The following is a 25,698-nucleotide window of genomic DNA, read 5'->3' on the forward strand; positions in this document are numbered from 1 at the left end:
GGCGGCTTCTCAATGTGAATATATCTTGAGATTATTTAGGAGTTAATTGGCTCTCATCCCTCACCACTTATTCAATAAATTTAATTGCTTGAAAGGTGATTTTTCAACTCGTTGCTAACATAGGAGAGAATTAAGAAAATTGAGGACTGTCGCCTGTGACGTTTTTGGAATTTATCCACAGAATCAAGGAGGTAATAGAACTTCATGCCCTTAATTCCCTGAATGTTTCAATATCAAATAAATAGCTTCGCTTTTATTTGATAGGAAAAGTTGATTCTTAATGCGATTTCAATGGAGACTAATTCATTTTTCGATCAATCAGAACCTTTTTTTTCAAAGACTGGTTGACAAATCGTAGTTTACGGACTCATATAAAAGTAATGTTTAACCCAAAATCTTAACAATATGGCTTTTACACTTCCCGCTTTACCTTATGCTTTTGATGCCCTGGAGCCGCATATTGATGCTCGCACCATGGAGATTCACCACGGAAAGCACCACAATGCGTACGTCACCAACCTGAACAATGCCATTGCAGGCACTGATCTGGAAGGCAAATCTCTCGAAGAACTGATGAAAGTGGCTGGCTCAAATGCTGCTGTCCGTAACAACGGTGGTGGACACTGGAATCACAGCTTTTTCTGGCAGATTCTTTCTCCAACCGGTGGAGGAGCTCCTTCAGGAGAACTGGCGGCTGCGATTGACGCAAAATTCGGTTCATTTGATGCGTTCAAAGAAACCTTCAACAAAGCCGGAGCTACCAGATTTGGTTCAGGATGGGCTTGGTTGGTCGTGACCGAAAATGGCCTTTCTGTGGCTTCGTCTCCAAATCAGGACAATCCCCTCATGGATGTAGCTGAGATCAAAGGCACACCGATCCTTGGATTGGATGTGTGGGAGCATGCCTACTATTTGCACTACCAAAACAGAAGACCTGATTATATCGGGGCATTCTGGAATCTCGTCAACTGGGATGAGGTAAGCAAGAGATTTGCTGCTGCCAAATAAGGTACAGTACTACTCAAATTTAGGTCCCCGGACATTCTTGTTTCGGGGATTTTTTATGTCCTAAACCGAATAATATACTGTACGGTAATGGTACAACGATTTTTAGCTCGATTTTTAAAAATTCCTTTTGAAGCTAATTTGGGCACATTACTGCCCTTGGCACTTCATTTTCCTATAGAGTGGTATAACGATTCTCATTAAGCCAATCTATTATTTTAAAATGAAAACTATCAACTTTCCCTTTTTTGCCTTTCTTGTCTATTTCTTGGGGGTAAGTAATCTAGCAGCAACTCCAAAAGAGGTTGCCCTGGTCTCCGGAAAAATTTCCGATCAAAAAGGCGAACCCGTTCCTTATGCCAACGTAGCCCTTGTCGACCTTGGAGGGGCATTGGTGGATGGAGCCGTATCCGATGAGAACGGAGTATTTAAGATTGAGTCCACGAAGACGGCCAAAGTCAAATTGGCGGTGTCCTCCATCGGATACCAGTCTTTTTCCTCTGAGGCATTTGATCTTTCTCCAGGTTTGATCAAAGATTTTGGCACCGTATCCATATCCGACGAAATGACTGGGTTAGATGAGGTCACTGTGAAGGCTTCACGGCCCGAAATCATCATTGAACCGGACAAAACCATCATCAATGTAGAGGGTACTGTCATGGCGGAGGGTTCAAACGCCCTGGATGTGGTGGGAAGATCCCCGGGGATCTATGTGGATCAGGAGGGAAACATCAACCTGAATGGCCGATCCGGAGCCACCGTGATGATCAACGACCGGCCGACCTACATGAGTTCGACGGATTTGGCAAACTTCCTTCGCTCCATGCCTGCAGAAAACATCAAGAGCATCGAAGTGATCAATAATCCCTCTTCCCGTTTTGATGCGGAAGGCTCTGCCGGAGTGATCAATATCCAGCTGAAAAAAAACAACGTTGATGGTGTGTTTGGAAATATCCAGGTTGGTGGCCAATACAACGGGCAATTTGCGCCAAATGCAGGGATGACACTGAACCTGAAAAAAGGGAAATTGTCTACGAATGGTACTTTAAACTACAACGAATATGCCGTTTACAATGACCTGGAAATCAACAGAAACTTTACTGTGGAAGAAGGAATTTCCAATTTCAATCAGGATTCCAGAATCACTTCCAGGTACAAAACCCCGTCATTTAACGGCTCTGCCAACTACGAAATCAATAAAAATCAAAACCTGGGACTGAACGTTCAGGCCTCTTCTTCTACTGATACCAACAACAATTCCTCATTAACAGTGGTGACCAATCCCGGCCAGGATTTCAACAACTTTATCGAGTCGACGAATGAATCAGAAGGAAAAAGAAACCGTCTGTTCACCAACCTTCACTACGATGCCAAATTGGATACTTTGGGAAGTAAAATCTCCGCTGATGTGGACTTTACCATCATGGACAATGAGAGCACCTCGCTTTTGGACAACAGCTACTGGTCAGGAAACGATGATCCCAGCGCTTCCTACACGGACAAAATCCTTACCCTGAATGACATGTATTACACCATTTTTACAGCAAAAGTAGACTTTACCAAAGCGCTGAAAGGTGGAAAAACATTCGAGACAGGATTGAAAGGCAGCTGGGTAGAATCAGACAATGACCTCGATCTAAGCAGAGCCGTAAATGAAGGTCCATTTGAGCAGGATCCCAACTCCAATCGCTTTATCTACAATGAGAATGTCTTGGCGGGCTATGCATCTTTGAAAGGCTCTTTTAATGAAAAATTAAGCTATCAGGCGGGATTGAGAGGCGAGTATTCCGATATCGTGGGTAATTCTGTGACCTTAAACCAAGTGAACAAGCAGAATTATTTCAATCTCTTCCCCAGCTTCTTTGTTCAACACAAAGTGAGTGACAAGTACCAGATCGTCTACAACGCGAACCGACGTATTACCCGGCCAAATTATCGACTGCTAAATCCATTTGTGTACTACATCGATCCTTTGACTTCCGAGCAGGGAAATCCAAATCTGAAGCCACAGTACTCTTCCAACTTTGAAATGAACCATGTGGTGAATGGGGCCTACCAGTTTACAATTGGTTATAGTGTGACAGAAGATGCCTTCATGCAAGTGTTTGTACAGGATCAGGAGGAGCGGACCACGACCACTTACACTGACAATTTTGATCAGACCAGAAATGCCAACTTCCGGGCAATCGTGCCAGTAGAAATCAAAAAGTGGTGGAGCACTTCCAACATGCTTCAGGTAAACTACAACCAATTCCAGACTCAAATCGGAGAGGATCTTTTGGACGTTGAGCAGGTTTCTTACATGGTGAGAACCCAACAAAACTTCACATTACCAAAAGGATTCAAGATGGAAGTGATGGCGATGTACTTAGGTCCACAGATCTGGGGACAGGGAATGATTCAAGGATTTGGATGGGTGGATGCCGGAGTGACCAAATCCGTAATGAAAGATAAACTTTCGATTTCCGTCAATGGTACTGACCTGTTTCGCACCCAATTGATCAGAGCAAGTATTGAATTTGCGGATATCGATACAAGTTTCCGACAGTACCGAAGCAATCAGGGTGTGAGATTCACCCTGAAATACAATTTTGCCAAGGGAGAAAGCTTCAGGGTAAAATCAGATTCCGGAAGCTCCGAGGAAAGAAATAGATTGGATTAACGAGTGAACCTCCCCAAGGTCAGGGGAGGTTTTTTTCCTCTATCTCCTTTCACCACTACGTCTGAAGCAGACACCAAAAGACCTGTTTGGTTTACAAAACCAAACAGGTCTTTTTTCATTTTTTCCGGTTCCGTGGAGGGAAGAAATCCTTATTGACAGCTTTAGTGGAAATGATAGAGGAAAATCAAAACACCGGTGAATGCCGGTTTTTTCTGGTCTTTGATCTCCAGTTTTACCTCAACTTCCGCTTTCACGGTGCCCCTTAAATTTGCTACATTTTTTAGTTTGGCCACCAGCCTGACTTCACTTTCTACGGTTACGGCCTGGGCAAATCTCAAATTTTCGATGCCGTAGTTGATCATCATTTTGAGGTTTTCGACTAGGACGATCTGTTCCCAAAGGTATGGTACAATGCTCAAAGTGAGGTATCCATGGGCGATGGTATTGCCAAAGGCCCCTTCAGCTTTGGCGCGCTCGGGATCGGTGTGGATCCATTGATGATCGTAAGTCGCATCGGCAAAAAGGTTAATCTGAGACTGGGTGATTTTGAAATATTCTGAAGCACCGAGTTCCAGTCCATTGTGCTTTTCAAAATCTTCAAAACTGCCGATTACTGTTGGGTTCATGATCAAATAGGGTTGGAGGTTGCCAAAATAGCAGAGATTATTTTGGAAATCCAAAAAGCCGGAGAGGGTCTGGGATACAATTGAGAATGCTCAAAATTCATAAAACTATACTTGAAATTGATTTAAAAAAAATAATTGAATTGAACTTAGTTTTATGAAACGAATCTCCTATTTTTCTCAAAATTTACGTCAAATACCATGCTTGCTTTCCTGTTGGGGTTCTTGTGGTTCACAGAATCCTTTGTGGCGGACGATACCTCCAAAATACTACAAGAAATTCCATATTACTCCATCCTTTCCCAAAATCAGACGCTAACGGTCAATCCTGACTTCACCTATACCCTGGTAGTCGAAAGTACACTTACTGTGAACACATCCGATGGGATCGACCATGCTTACTCCAGGCTTTTCTATGATAAATTGAACGAAGTCAAGAGTTTTGAGGTGGAGGTAACGGATATTTTGACGGGTAAATCCATCAAAAAAGCCCGATTGAAGGATATGGGTGATGCAGCGTATTACTCAAGTTCCACCGTTTTTGATGACAACCGATACAAATATTTTGAAGTGTCAGCCGCAAAATTTCCGGTTGAGGTAAAGATCAAGTCTGAGGTTTTTTCCAAGACCAACTTTTTTCTCCCCAAATGGACTCCCATTCCAAACTACCACCAAAAGGTGACTGAATCTTCCTTTACGGTTCGCTTTCCAACTGAGCTAGGATTGAAATACAAGGAACTTAATCTTAAAGGAAACAAGACTCAAGACGAGGAGTTGGGAATTACATCTATCACTTGGACCGAGAAGGATCTGCCCGTCCAACCGAAAGACTTTGATTCCGACGAGGACCCCAAGCTTTTACTTGCTCCAGTCAAGTTTGCACTTGATACTTATGTAGGTGAGATGGAAAGCTGGTCGGGACTTGCGTCCTGGCAGTCTGAGCTAAACAAAGGAAGGGACGTATTGCCCGGGGATTTCAGAGAAAAAATCTTAAGGTTGTTGGAGGGAGTAAATGATCCCTACGAGAAAATAAAGATTCTCTACACCTATCTCCAGAAGAACTTCAGGTATGTCAGCATCCAGCTCGGTATCGGTGGATGGCAGACAATGACGGCTGCTGATGTGGTCAAATATTCCTACGGGGATTGTAAGGGACTCACCAACCTGATGAAGGCAATGCTGGAAGCAGCCGGTATTCCTTCGAACTATACCTTGGTCTACGCAGGAGCCAAAGCCGATGACATCGAGGTAGATTTACCTTCGAATCAATTCAATCATGTGATTTTGCAGGTTCCTACACCTACTCAGCCAATATGGCTGGAATGTACGTCCAATCTGCTTCCCGCCGGATATTTGGGAGATTTTACAAGAGACAGACACGTATTGGTGACAAAACCAGATGGAGGCTACCTCACCAAGACTCCCGCTTATGTTTCGGAAGAGTGGAATGAGATCCGGTCCCAATCCAAGGTGGTGATAGATCCTCAGGGAAATGCAAAGATTGACACCAAGCAGCAGTTTTTCGGAAATTTTGCGACAGAGATCCTCTATGTAAAAGGGAATCTTGACGAACGTCAGCAGCGGGATTACCTCAACAGGAATTCATCGGTTTCCGGTCTGATCGTTGAAGGTTATCAATTTGATATTGTCAATAAGGATTCTCTTCCGGTTGCAGAACTCGCCTTTGACGGGTTTCTACAAAAGTTTTCACAAGCCACTGCCAAGAGGATTATTCTAAGGCCTTTTCTTGGAAAACTCGGGCCTGACCATCTCGCAAACAAGTCCCTGAAGCAGGTGGACGAATACGAAATTCAGCTCCCTGAAGCCTGGCAGCCTGATGGGAATTTCCCCCATGTATCCATGGATGAGGAAAACCTGACTGGTTTACTGGAGATTACCATGGAGGGAGATATTCTCCGGGTACGAAGGGAGATCAGTCTCAAAATTCCTGAAAAACTCGAAAAAAGCGAGGAAACAGCTTTGCTGAAAAAAATCAATACCACTTTCGATCGAACTATTCTTTTTTCAAACACAACTATCACCCAATCTCCCAATGAATAGAGCACTTCTGATTGTCATTGCAGTACTTTTGCCCCTTTTATCTTCCGGTCAATCTGTGAAAATGGGCGAGATCAGCCAGGAAGAAATGGACCTCAAAGAGGTCCCATACGAGACGGGAGCCGGAGCAGTTTATCTGGCCTCTTTTGGAGATTCCCGCATTTTCAACGGTAGTCTTGAGACGCAATATTTCCATCGCGTCAAGATTTTGACCGAAGCGGGCAAAGAGCACGCGGACATTCGAATCAGATACTTTGCAGGAACCAACAACGTGGAGAATCTGACAGGAATGAAGGCTCAGATCACCAACCTCGAGGGAGGAAAGCCTGTAGTGACTAAGCTGGACAAGAGCAATTTCTTTGACATTGATCTTGGTGATGGGCTTAAGGAGCTGCGGATTTCTTTTCCCAATGCCCAAGTGGGATCCATATTGGAATATTCCTACAAGAAGGGCGACAAGAATATTGAGTTTTTGGATGGCTGGACCTTTCAGAAGTCGGTGCCGGTAATGTATTCGGAATATCAGATCAAAATACCCGATCACCTGGAGTACAAAACTATAAGCCAAGGTGCCAATCTATATTCCCGAGCTGAGCGAAAGAGTGACTATGGCTATTTCAGCTGGATTCTCAGGGATCTTTACGGCCTCAAAGAGGAGCCATTCATGCGTAACTATAGGGACTACGTGGACCGTGTGGAATTCCAGCTTTCCCGATACAGATCCGGATCTGGTTCCGGCTCTGGCTATACGGCAGGGCCAGAATGGACCGATTTTCTCAACAACTGGGAAAAATTGGGAGATGAATTGATCGAGTACTACACCACGAAAGGATTCTATCGAACGAATCCTATCGAGCGCGAAATGCTGTCCCTCGATTTGGGTGGCGGTACTCAACTGGAGAAAGCAAAGACTGCCTACTACTACATCAGAGACAATTTTGTCAACGAAGGATCAGACTGGATCTACACGGATCAAACACTCCCCCAATTACTCAAATCAAAAAAAGGAGCGCCGGGAGAGCTTATCCTCGCCTATATGGGAATTCTTCGGTCTTTGGGGATTGAGTGCAACCCGGTGCTGATCGGGAGCAAAGGATATGGCAGAAGTGAGATCGTTCCTTTTCCTTTCCTCAGCCAGTTTGATGAAATCTTGCTGATAGCCAATTTGGATGGGCAGACTCAGTTTTTGGATTTGAGTGATCCCATGGCCCCCTTTGGGTATGTGGATCTGGACAAGCATGTCAAAGGCGGACTGCTGTTGGAGAAAAATTCCAGCAGACTGATTCCGATTGACATCAAGCATGCTTCAAATAAGCTGGTTTACTCCTCCATCAATTTGGATCCTGAGACTGGGGAATTGCTGATAGACAATACCATCAGAAACTTCTTCTATGAAGGATTGGACTATGTGCATCGGGTAAAAAACCTAGAGAATGACAATAAGCCGATGGAAGATCTGTTCAAGGAGAGCTACGAAGCATTTGAGATTCGGAATGTCAAGGTGACAGATCAGTTGGAGGAAAAAAACATGGTCAGTGTCCAATTCCAATCGGTACTGAAGGATGCTGGCGAGCAGGATCTGCTTGTCTTCAATCCTCTGCAGATTTCGGAATTTGCCAAGAATCCGTTCACTCAGGATTTTCGGGTTTTCCCGGTGGATTTTGAGTATTCGTTCAAAGAGACCTACACGGCCAATATTAATCTGCCCGAAGGATATGAATTGGACGATTATCCCACCAATGAAACCATCACGATTCCGGGAGCTCCGATCGCTTTTACCTTTTTGACAGAAAACCTCGGTGAGGTAGTCAAGATCACTGCGAAATTGGAAGTGAGGAGTCCCCTGATTCAGCCTGAAAGCTATGGAGATCTGAAATTTTTCATGGAGAGCGTAGCATCTAAGCTGGCTTCGCCTGTGATCTTGAAGAAGATAGAGAAAAGCCTATGAACAGGATTCCCCTGATTCAATTCTCCTTTATTTTTTTTGGATGTTCGCTCATGGCCTTCTCACAAGAAGGGGAGTGGGGTGTGTACTCGGAAGAAGAATTGTCCCTTGAAACGGTGCCTTTTGAACCGGAAGCCAAGGTTGTCTCGCTTTACGAAGCAGGCAGAACAGGATTGATCTGGAATGAGGAAACCTATCAAATCATGGGAATGTACACGGAGTCTCACTATCGCTACAAGGTGCTGGATGACAATGTGGGCGGTTTTGGAACGATCGTGATCCCCTACTACCATGCGGGAGACTGGAACATTGAAAGAATTTTGGAGTTGGAAGCCCAGGTGAGTTTCTTGGAAAACGGAGCCCGAAAGACCTATCCTCTTAAGAAGGAAGATATTAAGCAAATTGATTTTGGAGATGGATATGGGGAATACCGCATCATCTTTCCAAAGGTTTTCAAAGGGTCAATCTTAGAGTATCGATACATTAAAGCTGATCGGATGTACTACACACTGAAAGGCTGGGTATTTCAGGGAGAGTACCCCAAGCTCAGATCCAAATTTACGTTTGAGGTACCTGATTTCCTCCAATACCAGCTCATTGTGCCTCCGGGACGGGTGAAAGCCTCAATGAGCCATTCTGCAAAAAAAGATAGATTCAGTTGGGATTTAAAGGACTTGAGATCATTTCCGCTTGAGCCTTACATTTCCTCTCCCATGGATTACCTGGAGCGGATCGAGGGATTTCTCGCTGTCGATGCCACCCGGAGTCCTGCAACTTTATATTCCACTTGGCAGAGACTCGGGGATCAAATCATGGAATTAAAAGAATTTGGATCTTATAAAAAATCAGTTTCTTATAAAAATCTTGGCCTCAAAGAGGATTTGTTTTTAGCTGAAAGCAAGGAGGCCATTGCAAAAAGGATCTACCGCTATATTTCGGAAAATTTCACTCTGGAGCCCAGCCTCTTTGCCTATCCTTCCAAATCCCTGTCGGAACTTCTTCGAAGCAAGAAAGGAAATCATCTCGATATTCATTTGTTGTTAATTGCAGCTTTGCGCAGCTATGAGATCCATGCTGAGCCGGTTTTGGTCAATGAACTTCATCCACTCAAGAGGTCATTCTTGATTCCAAGCCCAAACATCGACCAATTTTCCTCATCCCTGGTAAAGATGAAAGTCGATAACAAAATCACCTACCTTGACGCGACAGATTCCACGCTGCCTTTCGGATTGCTTCCGCTTCGAAAACTCGTAGAAAAAGGGTTTTTACTTAGTGAGGCCAGCTCTGAGTTAATCGAATTGACCTATGATTTTGATTCCAAAACGGAATTGGAAATCAGTTTGGAGCTTGATTCTATCGGGAATCTGGCGTTTAGAGAAAGATTGAAGCTCACCGACCTAAAGGTATTGGCACTTCGGGATGCCTTGGCTGTAAATCGGGACGATGAGGCTCCTGGAGATTTGGATCCTTATAATGTGAGCTTTGAGGATCATTTTAAGGACGGGAGATTTATAGTGTCCTCCTATCACCTACCCATAAAAGAGATGGATGAATCAGTAATCCTCCTGGATCCATTTACATTTTCCTCATTTGCAGTGAACCCTTTTTTGGAACAATCCAGGGTGTATCCATTGGAATTTGGATTTCCGATTCGGGAGACCATGAATTTTGTGGTGGAGCTTCCCGAAGGATACACCCTTGATGAATATCCCGAATCAATCTCCCTTCGATCAGATTCAGGTGACATGGCTTTTGTCTTTGATGTCCGTTTTGAGAAAGAAACGTTGAAAATTGCCACCGATATCCAGATCCAAGTCAAGGAATCTATCTCAAGAGGGAGATATGGGGAGATTCGAAATTTTTTCCAAATTGTCTCCGAAAAACTTTCTGAGCCGGTCGTTGTAATCCGCGAAACTGCCCGCTGATTTTCTCAACTTTAATGAAAAAGCAAAAATGGTAAAATACCTCCATGGGTATAATTCCCACGAGCAGCAGCGCCTGATAGACCAGGCAGGTTTTCTGGCCCCTTTGATTTATAAGGATGTTGATTTTTCAGGTTGTAAAAAACTGATTGAAGTTGGAAGTGGCGTAGGCGCTCAGACGGCGGTTTTGTTGGGCCTTTTCCCGGAGTTGGAAATAACCTCTGTGGACTTTTCAGAAACTCAGTTGGCCAAAGCAATTGAAAACCTGCGGGAGTATGCAGACCGGGTCATCCTGGTCTGTCAGGACGCACATGAGCTTCTGCTCGATCAGGTATTTGATTCTGCATTTGTCTGCTGGACCCTGGAGCATGTAACAGACCCATTGCGGGTCCTGAAGCGGATGAGAGCACATCTCTCGCCCGGTGCCAAAATCCACATTACAGAGGTGTTCAATTCGACTTTTTACTGTTACCCCGATTCTCCGGCAATGGAGCATTATTACAAGGTTTATAATCAACAACAAATCGGCTTTGGGGGAAATCCAGATGTTGGTTCACAGCTTGGGAATCTGCTTTTCCAATCGGGATTTAAGGATATCAAGCTTACCCATGGCGGCTTTCACCTAGACCAAAGCCAGCCTGAGCAGCTCAAAGGATTCATTGAATTCTGGAAAATACTCATGAAAAGCGGTGCACCGGGCATGTTGGAGGCTGGGATGATTTCCCAAAGTGAAATTGAAGCAATGGAAAATGATCTTGATCGGATTCTCGCTGATGAAAATGCAGTTTTTTTCTACCAATTTGTGCAGGCAAAAGCAACGGTATAAATATTCATGAAGATAGTTCGTCTGATTTGGAGAGTGATTTGGAAAACGACCCTTTGGTTTTTGGGGATTTCAATTGGCTTGGTTATTATTTATCGTTTTCTCCCTGTTCCGATTACGCCACTGATGGTCATACGGGTTTTTGAACAGGCTTTTGATTCCGAAAAGGAAGTGCGCCTGTACAAGGACTGGGTGTCCATTTCCAATATTTCCAAAAATGCTCCTCAGGCAGTGATAGCCGCAGAAGACCAGAAGTTTTTGGATCACAAAGGGTTTGATTTTGAGGCGATGGAAAAAGCTTGGGAAAACAACAAAAAAGGCAAGCGGATCAAAGGTGCCAGTACGATTACCCAGCAGACTGTTAAGAATGTTTTCCTTTGGCCAAGCAGAAGTTATGTCCGGAAGGGGCTCGAAGCCTACTTCACGGTTTTAGTGGAGTTATTGTGGTCCAAAGAAAGAATCATCGAGGTATATCTCAATGTGATAGAAATGGGTGACGGTATTTATGGCATCGAAGCGGCATCCCAGGCTTATTACAAAAAACCAGCCCTCAAACTTAACAGGAGTCAGGCGGCTATGATTGCTGCCGTTCTGCCAAATCCCCGAAGATGGACACCTGCCCGCCCCACCGGCTATATACGTGGAAGACAAAGTTGGATCATGAGACAAATGAACAATCTCGAACCTGTTGGATTCGGTGCCTGATGCTTGGATTCTCTTTGTTAAAATGTGAATATTCCACTATTGTTGAGTAGGATTTCCATTTTTGGTGAAACAGATGGGAATTTATGTCGGATGGAATAAATAAAATCCGAATAATGTTTTAAAAATGAGGATTATCAACACGAAAAAGCAGGTTGATTTTCTCTGGGTCATTTTTTGAAAAAGTGCCTCCTACAGGCTCTGTTTTAACATTAAAAGTAGCAAGAAAAATTTATCCACATTTTCGATTATTTATCCACACTTGTCAACAAATAGTTTGTAAACTATTGAAAATCAGTAATATAATAAAGGTTTGAGAAAGCTGAAATTGTGGATAATATCAGCTAAATGCAAGAAAATCAAGGCTTAAGACATATCAAAAAGTGGATAAATTTAAATTCCAAATTTTATTCTTTTTAGGGCTCAATCCTGCTTTTGACCAATCAGCCTTTTTCGGTAAGTATTGAAAATTCTGGACTTGGATACGAAGCCCTGATACCTTCCATTTTCCACGACAGGCAGGTTCCAGGCACCGGATCTTTCAAATTTTTCCATTGCAGATTGCATATTGTCAGTAGCCAATAGGATTTCAGGTGGACTGTGCATAAGTTGACGGATGAGGACAGTTTCCTGTTTTTCATGGTCAAACATAATGTCCCTGAAGTCATCAAGGGTAATGATTCCCCGAAGGGCATCATTTTCATCGACAACAGGAAAAATGTTCCTTTTGGAGATTTTCACCAAATCGATGAGGTTTTTAAGCTGGGCATTTGGATGAATAGGCAGTAAATCCCGCTCTATTACATGTGAAATGTCTATTGTGTCAAGCAGCTCTTGATCCTTGGTTTCAGGGAGGTGCTTACCCTGATCTTTGAGCTGAAGTTTGTATAGACTGTCTTTTTGGTAATGGGAAGTGGTGATAAAGGAAATTGCTGACACAAACATCAAGGGTACAAAAAGTTCATACCCTCCTGTGATCTCGGCAATAAGGAAGATTGCCGACAAAGGGGAGTGCTGAACTCCAGCCATCAACCCACACATGGCCACCAGGGTAAAATGTGCCACAGGCAGTGGAATGTGGAAACCCAGCATGTTTTTGGAATAGGCAAACAAAAAACCCACCATTCCACCCACAAACAAGGATGGTGCGAATATCCCACCGCTTCCTCCTGAGCCGATAGTAACTGCGGCTGCCACCGGCTTGATCAGTACGATGATGCCCAAAAAGACCAATATCATCACTGGATTTTCGATGGTTGAAAAGAAAATACTGTTGTCCAGAATCTGGGAATAATTCCCTTCAATCAGGACATTCAAAGTATTATATCCCTCTCCGTAAATCGGCGGGAAAAAGAAAACCATGATCCCGAGTAGAGCACCTCCATACATGGTTCTCATCCACTGATCTCCAATATCGTCCATTATCTTTTCCGTGGCCCTTACCATTTTGCTGAAATAAAGGGATACTACCCCACAAACTATCCCCAAAAGAAGGTAGTATGGCATGTGGGCAGCTAAAAAGCTTTCTTTCAGGCTAAAGCTGAAAAGAGATTCCTCTCCGATCAGGATCATGGACGTGATCGAGCCCATCACAGATGCAATCAATAAGGGAATGAAACTTGCCGTGCTGATTTCCAATAGAATGACCTCAATCGCAAAAATCACGGCGCCGATCGGGGCACCGAAAATGGCTGAAATGGCACCGGCTGCACCACAGCCAATCAGCAGTGTTCGCTTTTTTGGATTGAGATGGACTAACCGTCCCACATTGGACCCTATCGCCGATCCGGTCACGACCATGGGCGCTTCAAGTCCAACTGAGCCCCCAAACCCCACAGTTAATGCTGAAGTAATCACCCGGCTGTAGATTTTAGCCGGGGAGATGATACTTGCTTTCTTTGAAATATTAAATAGAACGTCTGGAATGCCATGACCACCGATGTCTTTCAACACATACCTTCCCATGAGATAGGCTGCCGAAATGCCGATCAGGGGATAGATGATGTACATGAAATTTGCATATTCCTTATAAAAATCCTCCGTGAGGAAATTTTGGATTGCATGGACTGAAGTCTTGAGTATGACCGCAGCTAATCCTGAAAAAATACCAATCAGCCCGCTCAGAATGAGGATAAATGACTGATTGCTAAGGTGACGGAGCCTCCAGATCAAAAACTTCGTTATCAGATCATTTTTTGGCAAAGCTGTGGAATTTTAGCATTTGGTTTAAAAAGGGGCCAGATTCATTTACTCAACATTTCCCTGCCCTGCCATTTCTGAATCCAAAGCTAGAATGCACTTCAGGACAAGGTTTACAGCATTGATATAAAACTCAGGTTGGATATTTTCAAATTCATCCGAAGGTTTGTGGTAATCTTCGTGATCTTCTACTCCGAAATAAATGTGAGGAACTTTTTTCTCAAAAAAGGCTCCATGGTCCGATGATTTGGTCCAGTCGTCCCGGCCGGTTCCCGGAGTGTCGTGCCCAAGTCTAAGAGTAGGGTTTGATCCAACTGATGCCTTTTCCAGTATAGATTTAAATTGGGGATTATGGGAAGTGCCTGAGGCATAAAGTTCATTTTTGTCACTTCTGCTGAGCATATCCATGTTTACATTCAGCAGGATTTGGTCCAAAGGGTAAGGGAAATCCTCAACCAGGGCTTTTGCGCCTCTCAGTCCCATTTCTTCCGCATCCAAGGCCACAAACATCATACTGTGATAGGGTCTGTTTTTGGAAAAATATTCAGAGATAGCCATCAGGGCGGCCGTACCGGAGGCATTGTCATCAGCTCCGTTATAAATTGAATCTCCGGCAGCATCCGGTCTGCCAATACCCACATGGTCATAGTGTGCCGTGACAACGATTACTTTTCTTGAGCTGCTTCCGGGGATAAATGCCACCAAGTTGGCTGCGTCCTCATAATTTTTCAGATCACGGCCAGAAACAAATGAAAACCGCTGAATGAAATCCGGATATAGGGCTTGGACATTTTCATACCCAGTCAATTCATTTAGGATATATTTTCTGGCTTCCAGACTTCCGCTACTCAAAGGCTTTCTTCCGGCAAGCTCATCAGAAGAAAGAAATTCGATGTGTTTCAACAGTTTTTCAGAGTTGATACTTTGGGAAAAAGAAAAACTTGAAATGAGGATACCAAGGACTAAAAAGAGGAATTTCTTGAAATTGAATTGCATCTGGTGATCTATTGTTCGTTATGTATATTCGTAAAAATACTAGGCTTACCGTCACCACATCTGAATTTGATGAAATATATCTGCTGCGCTCTCCTTTTTTTTATTTCAATTCATATAGTTCAGGCTCAGGGATCACTTCCCCAAAGTTTTTTTGAAGGAAAATCTGTGGTAATGGTTTCGACCGATCCTGGTTCTAGACCGGTATTAAGCTGGCAACAATTGGCCGACAGTGTTCATCATCATTTGGTGGAGGCAGGAGCAGACCCGGTTGCTTATTTTGAATTGGAACAGGTGATACTTTCTGAAGCAAGACAGGCGGATTATGCCAAAGCTTTTTCTCAACGTCAGGTCAAAAACATCATCTTAGTTACCCGAAAAAAAGAAAGTCTCAGCATTCATATTGGTCCATTTAGCGAAGACGGGAAAATAATTCTCACGACCGCCCTCTATGGTATCACGGGGAAAGATTGGGATGATGCCGGTACACAATTGGCTGGATCGGGAAAGGCAACGAGGTCAAAAAACTTGTTGGTCATAGATGTGCCCGAATTCCCCCAAATCAGCAATCAGGAAACAGCCCAATCTGAACAAAAATTCCTTCCAAGAAATCCTCTTAATCTGGAAGTGTTCAAGCTGGGAATCCCTCTTGAGGGATCCTCAGCAGAATCAGGATCACTAAGCTATTTTAGGTATGATTTATTGGGCAAATCCCAGGAAGCAATATTGGCAGAGCAGGCTGCACAAAAGTTCCAGATTCAGTCGATTATGGAAAGTAATTATCCTTTTCAGATCGAATGGCTAACCGAGGCCAAAACCAATGAAGAGTTGGTTCAGGATAGAGTGCAGTTCCTATTGGTCAAAGTCGAAGGCAGGCAGGCCGATCTGATGAAAAGCATGGGACTTGAACCGATTGTTGGAGAAGAAGGCTCCAAAACCGTGGTGAAATATTACATCAAACTTATCGTAAGGGATGAATTATATCTGGGTCCAGAATGGGATGCAGATGAGGACTGGCAACTTGCATTAACCAACTTTTTGAACAATCTAAAAAAGTAAACCTCCCGGAGGAGGTTTTTACTTGACTTAGGGTTAGGGTGATTTTAGCAACTTTTACTTCAATATTAATTAAGCATTAAATTCAGGGTGAAAATTCCTACTTCCCTAAAAGAAGAAATAATATTTAGTAAATCCAATTTCTTCCAAAAAATTTTTAATCAATCATTGGTTTATTTAATTTTTCAATGATCTTTTTCATTTCAAAAAAGATTTTCATTTAGAAATGGAATCAAGGCAAGAATAATGGCCTGGCGATAATATTCATTTCGATCCACCACTCCTTGTGTGAGAATTCCTACCGATCCTCCTTGTTGTTTGGAATTGTCCTTATTGAACACCAAATCATCCGCTTTTCCCAATTCCATCCCTTCTTTTACAAGTTCTTTCACTGCTTTAGGAAGGTAAAAGGTGCCGGTTTTGGACTGACTCGTTTTTTCGTTTCGATCGAGGATATAAATCCAAGCAAAAGCAAACATCCCATATTCGTCCTCATCGAGTCCTCCTTCAATTCCAACCCAATAATTGGCTTCAGGAAATATCTCTCTGGAATTATAGGCTCTGTTTTTTGCACCCAGAAGGGTTTCCTTATCTCCCAAGGGCTGATCGGAAACTCCGGATGCAGCATTGATTCCTTCCACCAGAAAACTTTTGTTGAATGCCCGGGTAAAGGCATCTTCTGTGCTGGAAATTTTTACCGGATTTTTGCTTCCGACCAAAACAAGCAATTTGTCAGAGGGTTGGAAATTTTGTCTTCTTTTGAAATTCATAAATCAGGCCGCTGACGCTTAGGCCATGTTGGTAAATACTTGATTGACATCGTCATCTTCTTCAAGACGATCGATGAGTTTGTGAATAAGTTCTTCCTGTTCCTCTGTCAGTTCGGTTAAGGTCGTCGGAAATCGCTGGAAATCCGCCGAAATAACTTCAATTCCCCGGTCTTCCAGGGCTTTTTGCATGGAGCCAAAGTCCTCAAACTCGGTATAAGCGAAAATTTCTCCTTCATTTTCCGCTATTTCTGTTAATCCGTTGTCGATGAGTTCCAGCTCAAGGTCATCCAGGTTATAATTTGCTTTGGCAAATCGAAATACTGCTTTTCGGTCAAACATAAAACTCACTGAGCCAGAAGTGCCAAGTGCCCCACCTGCTTTGGTGAAATAAGAGCGCACATTGGCGACAGTTCGGTTGGTATTGTCTGTGGAGGTCTCTACGATAAAGGCGATGCCAAAGGGGCCATAGCCTTCATACACGATCTCTTCGTAGTCTTTTTCGTCCTTGTTGGAAGCGCGTTTGATCGCTGCTTCGATTCGGTCTTTTGGCATTTGAGCGCCTTTCGCATTCTGAATGACCGTCCTAAGCTTCGTGTTTGTATTGGGATCCGGACCTCCGGATTTTACCGCCATTACTATTTCTTTGCCCAAACGGGTAAAAACCTTGGACATTTTGTCCCAACGCTTAAACTTTCTTTCTTTTCGGAATTCAAATGCTCTTCCCATAGTTACACTGTATATTAGAGGTGGGCAAAAATAGTAAATCTTTTTACTAAGCAGAACCCCTATCCTCCTATCAAAAGGAGCAATTACAATGGAAATCAATGTTTTTGAGGCCAATCGACCTCGGATAAAAAAATCCAAATCTATATGGACTATTCAAACTATCCACCTATTCCGAATCTCCCTTCGCTGAATCTTCCTAAAGTCGTGATAGTAGGAGGTGGTTTTGCAGGACTAAAACTCGTCTTGAGTCTTCGAAACAGTGGTTTTCAGATTATTCTTTTAGATAAAAACAACTATCATCAGTTTCAGCCCCTCTTCTACCAGGTAGCTACCGCGGGACTGGAGCCGAGCGCCATCGCATTTCCTTTGCGCAAAATCTTTCATGGAGCTTCAAATATGAGTTTCAGAATGGCTGAAGCAGAAAATGTAGATGCCAAGGAGAAAAGGCTCTATACGGACATCGGGTATATCGATTATGACTATTTAGTTTTAGCAATGGGAGCGGATACCAACTACTTCGGAGCTAAGAATATTGAGTACTACTCTTCTCCAATGAAGACCGTCTCGGAGGCCCTTTACATTCGAAATAAGATCATCTCAAACTACGAACGCGCGATAACGATCCCAAAGATGGAGGATAGAAAGTCGCTCATGAATATGGTCATCGTAGGTGGAGGTCCAACAGGCGTTGAGCTGGCCGGTGCGATGGCTGAGCTCAGAAACAATGTTTTTCCGAAAGATTACCCCGAACTGAGCTTCAAAAATATGAAGGTGGTGCTCATTGAGGCAGGTCCAAAATTACTCGGGGCGATGTCTGAGCAAGCCCAGAAGCATGCTTTGAAATACTTGCAGGATTTGGGGGTTGAGGTTTTTCTTTCTACGAGAGTGCTGGACTATGATGGGAAGGTAGTCTCGCTGGCGGAGAAGGAACCTATTCAAACCCAGACTCTGCTTTGGGCTGCAGGTATCAAGCCCAACCACATTGCGGGATTCGACCCAAGCCAATTTGCCGGCAATGGCAGGATGTTGGTAAACGAATTCAACCAACTGATCGGATCAGATGGAGTTTATGTATTGGGAGACCAATGCCTTTTGCCTGAAGGGGATTTTCCAAAAGGCCATCCTCAGGTGGCTCAAGTGGCGATTCAACAGGCCAGGAACCTATCCAAGAATCTATTCAAACAAAAAAAGGGGCAGGCATTGTCACCCTTTAAATACAAAAACCACGGATCAATGGCGACAGTGGGACGCAAGCTGGCTGTTGTGGATTTACCTTTTTTCAGCTTTCAGGGTGCGCTGGCCTGGCTGACTTGGCTGTTTGTTCACCTGATGGCTATCCTCGGGGTAAAGAACAAGGTGTTCATCTTTCTGGATTGGTCATGGAATTACCTCAGTTTTGACCCAAGTTTGAGGCTTTTGATCAAGCCTAAATATGTGCGCGCTTCAGAGCGAAAAGAGTTGATCGAAGAGAAGAGCTCTCCGGATTAAGGATCCTTAACACTCGTTATTCATGCTGCATTAAACCTGATTGGGTTAGTAGGGTCTAAATCCCGAAACAAAACCAAAACAACAATGAAAAAGTGGATAATCGGAGCAGCGTTATTGGTCTTTACCAGTTTGCATGTAGCTGCCCAGCAAGAAAAAAGAGAAATGCCCAATCCTGAGGAAAGAGCAAAAAAGATGACGGATAAAATGGCTTTGGAACTGGAGCTGTCAGAAACGCAAAAAGCTCAAATCCTAGATCTAAATCTGGAGCATTCAAAAAAAAGACAAGCTGAAATGGAGCGTGAAATGGCTGAAAGAAAAGCCAGAACAGCCGAAATGAAAGCTCATCAGGATAAAATCAAGGAAGTCCTTACCGAGGAGCAGCGTGCAAAGTGGGAGGAAATCAAACTTGAACAGCGGGAGAATCGAAGATCAGGTGGTCAGGGTCATTACCGTGGGGATACGCCCAGACACAAAAGCGGGCACTAAACCAAATGAAGAAAGCCACCCAAAAGGTGGCTTTCTATATCGCAGGTGGGTCAACTAAACAGGGTACTATTGGACGTCAGGGCAAACCCAAAGGGGATAGCCTTGACATTATCCCGCGATTTGCTCTTCTACCTGGAAGAAAGATTCGTCTTTCTGAGGTAGGGAAGATGTACCCATAAGGTATTCATCCACTTTTACAGCAGCCTCTCTTCCTTCAGAAATTGCCCAGACAACCAGCGATTGGCCTCGGCGCATATCCCCTGCAAGGAAAACTTTAGAGTTTGTGCTTTGATAATTCTTTGATTTGGGAAGACTGTTTTCCATGGCTTCTACTTCGAAAGCTCTCAAAAGACCATTTTGTGCAGGTCCCATATATCCGATGGCAATAAATGCCAGGTCACAAGGTACCGTTCGTTCGGTTCCCAGAATCTCCTCAAAGGTCATCCGGCCTCCTTTTTCTTTCCATTCGATATCCACCAACGTAAGTCCGGTTACTTCACCAGCTTCATTTCCAGTGAATTCCTTGGTGAGGATTGAAAACATCCGCTCAGCACCTTCTTCGTGTGAACTGGAAGTTTTCAGAGTCATTGGCCATTCTGGCCAAGGGTTCATGAAATTTCTTTGTTTTGGAGGTTTTGGCAAAAGCTCCAGCTGGGTAATAGAGACAGCCCCGTGCCTGTTGGAAGTACCGATACAGTCACTTCCTGTATCACCGCCACCGATCACGATTACATGCTTTCCTTTAGCGGAAATCGGGTTTTCGCTTATTTCGCTACCATTTACCTGGTTCTGCTTGCCAAGGAACTCCATGGCAAAATGTACGCCTTTGAGTTTGTCTCCTTTGATGTTTAGAGATCTTGGCTGCTGTGCTCCTGTAGAAAGAACAACTGCGTCAAAATTCTTCAGAATTTCCTCCGCCTGGATCGTTTTTCCAATTTCGGTATTAGTAGAGAAAATAACCCCTTCCTCAAGCATAAGTTCAGTTCTGCGGTCGATTACCCATTTTTCGAGCTTGAAATCAGGGATACCATAGCGGAGCAAACCACCAACTTTGGCGTCTTTTTCGAATAGGGTAACTTCATGACCAGCCTGGTTCAACTGGTCAGCGGCAGCAAGGCCGGCAGGACCAGATCCTACGACTGCGACTTTCTTACCTGTTCTATTTGCCGGAGGATTTGCCTTGATCAGGCCAAGTTCGTAGGCTTTTTCGGCAATGCTCTTTTCAATCAATTCAATGGCAACAGGGTCTTTATTAATACCCAAAACGCAACTTGCCTCACAGGGAGCAGGGCAAATTCTGCCGGTAAACTCCGGAAAGTTGTTGGTGCTGCGCAAAATACTGATCGCCAGTCCCCATTCCTTGTTGAAGACTGCATCGTTAAACTCAGGTATTACATTTCCCAGTGGGCAGCCGTTATGACAAAACGGAACGCCACAATCCATGCATCTTGCAGCTTGGTGATTCAGTTTTTCGCCGGAAAATGGCTCGTATATTTCTCTGTAATCGCCGATTCTTTCGTTTGGATCCCGGCTTACAGGTGTTTCTCTTTTGAATTGGATAAATCCGTCTTTCGCTCCCATCTTACACCAATGATTTAGCTTGTTCTTGTGCTCTTTTTTGCAAAACTGCCTTGTAGTCTCTAGGAATTACCTTGATAAACTGGTCTTTGACTTTTTCCCAGTCATCCAAGAATCGTTTACCCAATCCGCTGTTGGTCAGTTTGACATGTCTTTTCAGATAGGCTTTGATAGTAGTCAGATCCTCATCTTCCAAGATGTCAAGGTCAACCATTTCAGTGTTGATTTCGGTGATGTAGTCTTTTAAAATATATGCTAAACCACCGCTCATGCCTGCAGCGAAGTTTCTTCCGATTTCACCCAGGTTGATCACGAGTCCACCAGTCATGTATTCACAACCGTGGTCTCCGATACCTTCGATGACAGTTTTTACACCTGAATTTCTAACACAGAAACGCTCACCGCCTTTTCCGTTGATGTAGGCTTCACCGGAAGTGGCGCCATAGAAGGCAACGTTTCCGATTATAATATTCTCCTCAGGGACAAATCGTGCATTTCTGCTAGGGTAGATAATCAATCTCCCTCCGGATAGTCCTTTTCCAAAGTAGTCATTGGCTTCGCCTTCCAATTCGAAATTGACGCCTTTTGCAAGGAATCCACCAAATGTCTGTCCGGCTGATCCGTTAAATTTGAAGTGAACAGTGTCCTCAGGCAATCCCACTCCTCCGTAGATTTTGGAAATCTCGTTGGAAAGCATGGCGCCCACAGATCGGTCAATATTCTTGATCTGGAAGTTGCCGGAAACAGGAATTGCTTGCTCCAAAGCCGGTGTCGCAGCTTTGATCAACTGGCGATCCAGTACTTTTTTCAGTTCGAATTCCTGGTCGATTTGCTTGTGGATACCTACGTGGTCAGGCACTTCCACTTTATGGAAGATTGGAGAAAGATCGACTTTGTCCCACTTCCAGTGGTTCAGGTGTCCGGTGGACTGAAGAACTTGGCTTTGTCCAACCATTTCATCCACAGTGCGGAATCCAAGGGATGCCATGATTTCTCTCAAATCCTGAACAAGGAATTTGAAGTAGTTAACGACATGATCCGGATCACCGGTGAAGAGTTTTCTAAGCTCAGGATCCTGAGTGGCGATACCGACAGGACAGGTGTTCAGGTGACACTTACGCATCATTATACAACCTTCAACCACAAGTGCTCCTGTAGCAATTCCCCATTCTTCTGCTCCCAAAAGGGTTGCAATCGCCAAATCACGACCTGTTCTTAGCTGACCGTCGGTCTGAAGAACCACACGGCTTCTGAGGTTATTTTTCACCAAAGTCTGGTGTGCTTCAGAAAGTCCAAGCTCCCATGGCAAACCTGCGTGACGGATGGAACTGAGTGGAGAAGCTCCTGTACCTCCATCAGCTCCTGAAATCAGGATCACATCTGCTGCAGCTTTTGCCACACCGGCAGCCACTGTTCCGACGCCTGCCTGGGAAACCAACTTCACGTTGATTCTGGCCTTTCTGTTAGCATTTTTCAAATCGAAGATCAGCTGAGCCAAATCTTCGATGGAATAGATATCGTGGTGTGGAGGCGGCGAAATCAAGCCTACTCCAGGAGTGGAGTGTCTTACCCGTCCGATCCATTCATCCACTTTGTGGCCAGGAAGCTGTCCGCCTTCACCAGGTTTGGCCCCCTGAGCCATCTTAATCTGAAGCTCAGCAGCATTAGTCAAGTAGTGGCTGGTAACCCCGAATCGACCGGATGCTACCTGTTTGATTGCAGATCGTTCCCAATCACCGTTTGGTTTTTTATCGTATCGAATCTCGTCTTCTCCACCTTCTCCGGAATTGCTTTTTGCACCGATGCGGTTCATTGCAATCGCTAAGGTCGAATGAGCCTCATGAGAGATGGAGCCAAAAGACATCGCACCAGTGGCAAATCGCCTCATGATGTTTTCTGCCGGTTCTACCTCTTCGATAGGTACGCTGATCCTTTTCTTGAATTCAAAAAGGCCTCTTAGAGTAAGCGCATCCTTTGTTTGTTCGTTGATTTTGGAAGCGAATTTTTTATAAAGCTCAAAGTCACCCAATCGGGTTGATTTTTGAAGCAAATGAATGGTCTCGGGGTTGAACATGTGTTTTTCCCCTCTTCTCTTCCACTGATAAACCCCGCCTGTTTCGAGGATTGGGCTGGTAGTTTCATAGGCTGCATGATGGCGAACCAATATTTCCTCAGCAAGTTCGTCAAATGACACCCCGCTGATTCTTGAAATAGTTCCTTTGAAGCATCTGTCGATCACATCCGGACCCAATCCTAGAGCCTCGAAAATTTGAGCTCCCTGGTATGACTGAAGTGTGGAAATACCCATTTTAGAAAGGACTTTCAAAAGGCCTTTTCCGACAGCATCCTGATAATTGGAGAATAGTGTTTTCTGGTCCTTCACCTTGGTGAGCTGACCTTTTTCAAATTGCTCCAGCAAAGATTCCAGAGCCAGGTAGGGATTGATAGCAGAGACTCCATATCCGATGGCAGTAGCAAAATGATGTACCTCACGGATATCGGCTGACTCGAGTACCAATCCTGCCCGGGTCCTTATTTTCTTTTTTACCAAATGCTGATGAACAGCTCCGATAGCAAGAAGTGAAGGGATTGGGGCAAGCTCTTCTGTACTTTTTCTGTCTGATAAAATCAGGACGTTTTTGCCTTCATGGATAGCATCTTCAGCTTCTTGACAAAGTTTGTCCAAAGCTTCCAGAAGTCTTCCAGGTTTATGGTCTGCTATAAAATGGCCATAAAGTTTCTTTGCTCTATAGCCCAAATGTTCCATTCGGGTTATTTTCTCAAGGTCTTCATTGAGAAGGACAGGCTGGGAGATATGAATCTGCTTGGTGTGCTGCGGACTTTCTTCCAGAATATTATGGCTTTCGCCGATTCTGGTGAATAGCGACATCACCAATCGCTCACGAATTGGGTCGATCGGAGGGTTACTCACCTGAGCAAAGAGTTGCTTGAAGTAGTTGGAGATATGCTGACTTTGCTTGGAGAGCACTGCCAAAGGCGTATCAGCTCCCATTGAGCCTACTGCTTCATATCCGGTGTCACCCATTGGTGCCAAAATAACTTTCAGCTCCTCAGAAGTATATCCGAAGACTGTTTGGCACTTTTTGATATTCTCAGTTGCATAAGGATGAGTGAGTTCTTCTGGGTCAGGAACGAATCGAAGTTTTGTCCGCTGTTCGTTCACCCATTTTTCATAAGGCTGGCGTCGGCAGATTTCACCTTTTACCTCTTCGTCAAAAAGCACCCGGCCTTTTTCCAAATCTGCCCAAATCATTTTTCCTGGACTGATTCTTCCTTTTTCAGTAATGGTAGCTTCCCTGATTGGTAAAGCACCAGCCTCTGAGGAAAGGACAAGGCGATTGTCTCTTGTAATAAAGTATCGAAGTGGGCGAAGTCCGTTTCGATCTAAAGTTGCACCTACAGATTTCCCATCTGTGAAAAGCAAAGCTGCCGGCCCATCCCAAGGCTCCACCAAGGAAGCATGGAATTTATAGAATGCTTTTCTATCTCGGTCCATCACCTGATTATCCTGCCAAGCTTCCGGTACCAGCATCATCATGGCATGAGGAAGGGATCTGCCGCTTAGCGTCAGCAATTCCACCATGGCGTCAAGGTTAGCCGAATCCGAATTAAGCTTATTAGTAATAGGCATCAACTTCGCAAGTTCCTCATCGGTGAAGAGCTTAGATTTCATTAGGGCCTCTTTGGATTTCATCTTGTTCAGGTTGCCCCGAATGGTGTTGATTTCTCCGTTGTGAGACAGGAATCTGAATGGCTGCGCCAATCTCCAATTTGGAAAGGTATTGGTAGAGAATCTGGAGTGTACTATGGCAAATGCCGACTCGATTCTCGGGTTTTGTAGATCCTTGTAAAATGCCAATACCTGGTCAGTTCTGAGCTGTCCTTTATATACTAAGGTAAGGCTGCTCAGACTGGCGAAATAAAAGGCGTGATTTACTCCGGGAATTTTGGTGTTAATCTCAGAGGTTGCAAAATTTCTCAGGACATAAAGCTTACGCTCCAATTCAATTCCTGTTAAACCGCCTTTATGACTTACAAAAAGCTGTTCGATGTTTGGCATCACTTCCAAAGCACCTGATCCGGGAATAGTCTCATCTACCGGAACCTCTCGGTATCCGATCAGATTGAAGCCCATTTCCTCTATCAGCTTATTGAGTAATTCTTTGGACCGCTGGTAAAGCTGTTTGTTCTTAGGAAAGAAAGTCATACCCACGCCATAATATCCCGGCTCGGGCAGATTGATTTCCGTACGTGCTGTCACGTCCTTGAGAAACTGATGGGGGACTTGAATAGAAATACCGGCACCGTCACCAGTTTTCGGGTCAGATCCCCGTCCACCTCGGTGCTCCATATTACTAAGCATGTATAAGGCATCGCTGATAGTCTCATGAGTGGGTATATTGCTCAGATCCACTACCGCACCTATACCGCAGGAGTCATGCTCAAACTCCGATCGATACAAACCTTCTTGCATTCTTATTTGATTTAATAGGTTCAAAATTTCCAAAAATTACAAAAAAAAATTCTTTTGTTAAAATTTAGGCAACAAACGCGATGTAATTATGAAGTATTATCGATAAAATTGAGCTTTATTGGATTTTTAGCAAAATTGAATTTTGGATTAAAAATTCTAATTTTTGG

General features: G+C 44.1%; 18 protein-coding genes. 10 read left to right on the forward strand and 8 right to left on the reverse strand.

Annotated elements, in window-relative coordinates; translation table 11 throughout:
* Nucleotides 1–405: 405 nt before the first annotated feature.
* Complete coding sequence (locus B0E43_RS19400; protein WP_077352915.1) at nt 406–1,008, forward strand: superoxide dismutase; 603 nt, start codon at nt 406–408, stop codon at nt 1,006–1,008.
* A 220-nt stretch (nt 1,009–1,228) separates the two neighbouring features.
* Complete coding sequence (locus B0E43_RS19405) at nt 1,229–3,667, forward strand: outer membrane beta-barrel protein (RefSeq protein WP_077352917.1); 2,439 nt, start codon at nt 1,229–1,231, stop codon at nt 3,665–3,667.
* Here B0E43_RS19405 and B0E43_RS31325 read toward each other — a convergent pair.
* Together B0E43_RS31325 and B0E43_RS19410 are read right to left on the reverse strand one after the other, a co-directional pair.
* Nucleotides 3,664–3,786, reverse strand: a complete 123-nt coding sequence (locus tag B0E43_RS31325; RefSeq protein ID WP_256386947.1) for a hypothetical protein — start codon at nt 3,784–3,786, stop codon at nt 3,664–3,666. The genes B0E43_RS19405 and B0E43_RS31325 overlap by 4 nt on opposite strands.
* Nucleotides 3,787–3,828: 42 nt before the next feature.
* On the reverse strand, nt 3,829–4,293 hold the full coding sequence (locus tag B0E43_RS19410; RefSeq protein ID WP_077352919.1) for a MaoC family dehydratase: 465 nt from the start codon (nt 4,291–4,293) through the stop codon (nt 3,829–3,831).
* A 198-nt stretch (nt 4,294–4,491) separates the two neighbouring features.
* Between B0E43_RS19410 and B0E43_RS19415 the strand changes: the two genes are divergently transcribed.
* From B0E43_RS19415 to mtgA, 5 genes are read left to right on the forward strand one after another with little or no spacing between them, the layout of a single operon-like run.
* Nucleotides 4,492–6,351, forward strand: a complete 1,860-nt coding sequence (locus B0E43_RS19415) for a transglutaminase domain-containing protein (RefSeq protein WP_077352921.1) — start codon at nt 4,492–4,494, stop codon at nt 6,349–6,351.
* Nucleotides 6,344–8,296, forward strand: a complete 1,953-nt coding sequence (locus B0E43_RS19420) for a DUF3857 domain-containing protein (protein WP_077352923.1) — start codon at nt 6,344–6,346, stop codon at nt 8,294–8,296. The genes B0E43_RS19415 and B0E43_RS19420 overlap by 8 nt, the downstream gene beginning before the upstream one ends.
* A complete protein-coding gene (locus B0E43_RS19425) occupies nt 8,293–10,218 on the forward strand; it encodes a DUF3857 domain-containing protein (protein ID WP_077352925.1) in 1,926 nt (641 codons plus the stop codon). Before B0E43_RS19420 ends, B0E43_RS19425 begins: the two co-directional genes overlap by 4 nt.
* Nucleotides 10,219–10,246: 28 nt before the next feature.
* Nucleotides 10,247–11,041 carry a class I SAM-dependent methyltransferase gene (locus tag B0E43_RS19430; protein ID WP_077352927.1) on the forward strand — a complete coding sequence of 265 codons (795 nt, stop codon included), beginning with the start codon at nt 10,247–10,249 and terminating at the stop codon, nt 11,039–11,041.
* A gap of 6 nt (nt 11,042–11,047) precedes the next feature.
* Nucleotides 11,048–11,743 (forward strand): monofunctional biosynthetic peptidoglycan transglycosylase, encoded by a 696-nt coding sequence (gene mtgA, locus B0E43_RS19435; protein WP_077352929.1) that lies wholly within the window; start codon nt 11,048–11,050, stop codon nt 11,741–11,743.
* Nucleotides 11,744–12,163: 420 nt separating this feature from the next.
* Here the strand turns inward: mtgA and B0E43_RS19440 are convergent, their stop codons facing one another.
* Nucleotides 12,164–13,942, reverse strand: a complete 1,779-nt coding sequence (locus B0E43_RS19440) for a chloride channel protein (protein ID WP_139352831.1) — start codon at nt 13,940–13,942, stop codon at nt 12,164–12,166.
* A gap of 45 nt (nt 13,943–13,987) precedes the next feature.
* On the reverse strand, nt 13,988–14,842 hold the full coding sequence (locus B0E43_RS19445) for a M28 family peptidase (protein ID WP_371454727.1): 855 nt from the start codon (nt 14,840–14,842) through the stop codon (nt 13,988–13,990).
* Nucleotides 14,843–15,106: 264 nt separating this feature from the next.
* Here B0E43_RS19445 and B0E43_RS19450 point away from each other — a divergent pair, with 264 nt between their 5' ends.
* Nucleotides 15,107–15,991, forward strand: a complete 885-nt coding sequence (locus B0E43_RS19450; protein WP_254423464.1) for an NTPase — start codon at nt 15,107–15,109, stop codon at nt 15,989–15,991.
* Between the two features lie 200 nt (nt 15,992–16,191).
* Here the strand turns inward: B0E43_RS19450 and yjjX are convergent, their stop codons facing one another.
* Nucleotides 16,192–16,758, reverse strand: coding sequence for an inosine/xanthosine triphosphatase (yjjX, locus tag B0E43_RS19455; protein WP_077352935.1), 567 nt, complete (start codon nt 16,756–16,758; stop codon nt 16,192–16,194).
* An 18-nt stretch (nt 16,759–16,776) separates the two neighbouring features.
* Nucleotides 16,777–17,484: a YebC/PmpR family DNA-binding transcriptional regulator gene (locus B0E43_RS19460; protein ID WP_077352937.1), complete on the reverse strand. Its 708-nt coding sequence runs from the start codon at nt 17,482–17,484 to the stop codon at nt 16,777–16,779.
* A gap of 144 nt (nt 17,485–17,628) precedes the next feature.
* Here B0E43_RS19460 and B0E43_RS19465 point away from each other — a divergent pair, with 144 nt between their 5' ends.
* Together B0E43_RS19465 and B0E43_RS19470 are read left to right on the forward strand one after the other, a co-directional pair.
* Nucleotides 17,629–18,972 carry an NAD(P)/FAD-dependent oxidoreductase gene (locus B0E43_RS19465; RefSeq protein WP_077352939.1) on the forward strand — a complete coding sequence of 448 codons (1,344 nt, stop codon included), beginning with the start codon at nt 17,629–17,631 and terminating at the stop codon, nt 18,970–18,972.
* Nucleotides 18,973–19,056: 84 nt separating this feature from the next.
* Nucleotides 19,057–19,458 (forward strand): DUF4890 domain-containing protein, encoded by a 402-nt coding sequence (locus B0E43_RS19470; protein WP_077352941.1) that lies wholly within the window; start codon nt 19,057–19,059, stop codon nt 19,456–19,458.
* A 108-nt stretch (nt 19,459–19,566) separates the two neighbouring features.
* Here B0E43_RS19470 and B0E43_RS19475 read toward each other — a convergent pair whose 3' ends face one another.
* Both B0E43_RS19475 and gltB read right to left on the reverse strand, forming a co-directional pair.
* A complete protein-coding gene (locus B0E43_RS19475) occupies nt 19,567–21,039 on the reverse strand; it encodes a glutamate synthase subunit beta (RefSeq protein ID WP_077352943.1) in 1,473 nt (490 codons plus the stop codon).
* Between the two features lies 1 nt (nt 21,040).
* Entirely contained in the window at nt 21,041–25,531 is a 4,491-nt protein-coding gene (gltB, locus tag B0E43_RS19480) for a glutamate synthase large subunit (protein WP_077352945.1), read from the reverse strand.
* Nucleotides 25,532–25,698 lie beyond the last annotated feature (167 nt).

This window comes from Algoriphagus sp. A40 (genome assembly GCF_002002735.1).
Lineage (GTDB): Bacteria > Bacteroidota > Bacteroidia > Cytophagales > Cyclobacteriaceae > Algoriphagus.